2 protein-coding genes are annotated in these 1845 nt (G+C 53.6%); both read right to left on the minus strand.

Features of this window, described 5'->3' with window-relative positions; translation table 11 throughout:
* On the minus strand, nucleotides 1-386 hold a 386-nt coding region (locus tag HDF09_RS20435), incomplete at its 3' end, for an alpha-L-fucosidase (RefSeq protein WP_221270258.1).
* A gap of 125 nt (nucleotides 387-511) precedes the next feature.
* Complete coding sequence (locus HDF09_RS20440) at nucleotides 512-1630, minus strand: Gfo/Idh/MocA family protein (RefSeq protein ID WP_183769323.1); 1119 nt, start codon at nucleotides 1628-1630, stop codon at nucleotides 512-514.
* Nucleotides 1631-1845 lie beyond the last annotated feature (215 nt).

Genomic DNA, 1845 nt, shown 5'->3' on the forward strand with positions numbered 1-1845 from the left:
TACTTCATGCCTGACGATTTGGCGAGGGCGACGATATCGTGTGCGCTGAAGCCGGTGGGGTTGAACTTAGGCGCGAGGGCCTTATAGTCGGCGACGGGGATGGAGGCTGTGTTCATGATCCACTCGCCGACGTTCGGGATGCGCTGGCCATTCCAGGTGCCGGCAGGGATCGAATAGAGGCCCCAGTGGATGAACATGCCGAAGCGGGCTTCGCGCCACCACTGCATGCGGGCATCGCGCTGTGCCGGAGTTTCGGTGTCCTGGACGGAGGAAACGGCGTGGTGGGCAGGCCAGGGATCTGGGTTGCTACCTGCTAGCTGCGCGTAACTTAGCACTCCAACAGCAGAGAGAAGGACCATTATGAAATGGACGCACACAAGTTTCATTGGTCTCCTTGGGGACTGTAGTCAAAGAGGCTGTCGATGCAAGCACAAGTCAAACGGCGAGAATTGCGCAACTAAGAGCCAACCTGATTTCATTATAGAAATGGATCGAATCTGCGAGATCCATTTTAGTCAGAGTACGAGATGGGATCGCAACTGTTTTCGCTGGAGCGATAGAGAGCTTCGACAAGCGCCATGGTTTGGAAAGCGTCTTCAAAGTGAGATGGAAGAATGGTTGCAGAACCTTCCGCAAACGCCTGAAGGGCGCCCATGGTGCCCATAAAACCGTCGGGAAAATTGTTGCCGCTAACGGGGAGTGAGAGCCATGAAGGAGACGAATTTCCAATTTCAGCATATTCAAGGGTATCGGGTCTGCCGATCGGGTATTCAAGGTTAACACCCATAGTGATACGAGCGGCGCCTGTGAGACCCTCCCACTGCACAAAACTGTGCTGATGCGCGGGGCCAAAGTTGTGGCCGTGATTCGCAGTGATAAACACTCGCTTGGAACCACCGTAATCGAGAATGGCACAGGTCTTCGTGGCCGCGAGGTTAGGGGAGAGCGGATGCTTGACGGTACGAGCATAGACACTACGCGGGTTCCCCAGCCATGAGCGAATCAAATCGAAGTAGTGGATGCTGTGATAAAGAATTTCAAGCCGAGGCGCGGTCGCTAGAAATGACCACAAGTGCCATGGTGTGTATGTTCGTGTCTGCACTTCGATGTCGTTTATATCGCCTAAAAATCCACCGTCGGCTAGAGCGACAACGGCAAGGTTATTTGGAGAGTAGCGCAATGAAAAATTAACGGCAGCAGTGAGACCCTTACTGCGGCAAAGATCTCGAATGGCGCGAGCCTCATCGATAGTGTCTCCCATAGGCTTTTGCATCAATACAGTTGCTGCATCAGGAAGTTGTGTCAAGATCTGAATGAGTTGGGACGCGGGAACGGCGACGTCGAATATAGTATCGGAAGTCGCATACCGAGTCGCCTCCGCGACGGAGCGGAATGTGCGCTTGATGTCCTGCTCGGATGCGAGTTTATCGGCTTTTTCGGGGACTTCGTCCATCAACCCGATGACGGGAAACCCCGCTTTTTTGTACGCGGGCAAATGGGCAGCGCGAACGATGCCTCCTGTTCCAATGACGATGATGGGTCGAACATTCTTTGGCCGCGGCAATTTGACCCGTTGAACGATAGATTGAAGTAGTGCGTTGTGTTCTTCTCGGGGTAGAGCGTCCGCCATGATCAAGGCTCCATGACAATCTTTTCTTGGGAACTTCCTTGCAGTAGAAGCAGCCGTCGATATCGCAGCTACCAACAATAAGTGCGCGGCCCTATCACTACGCTATCGTTCGATACTTCGCATCCATTCGGTCCTGCTGACCATTCAATAGGTTTCTTCAGTGTCCCCTGAATGACAGAAGCAGAGTCGCTCCGATCAGCCCCGCCATACCCGTC

Source organism: Edaphobacter lichenicola (genome assembly GCF_014201315.1).
In the GTDB taxonomy this organism is placed as follows: domain Bacteria; phylum Acidobacteriota; class Terriglobia; order Terriglobales; family Acidobacteriaceae; genus Edaphobacter; species Edaphobacter lichenicola_B.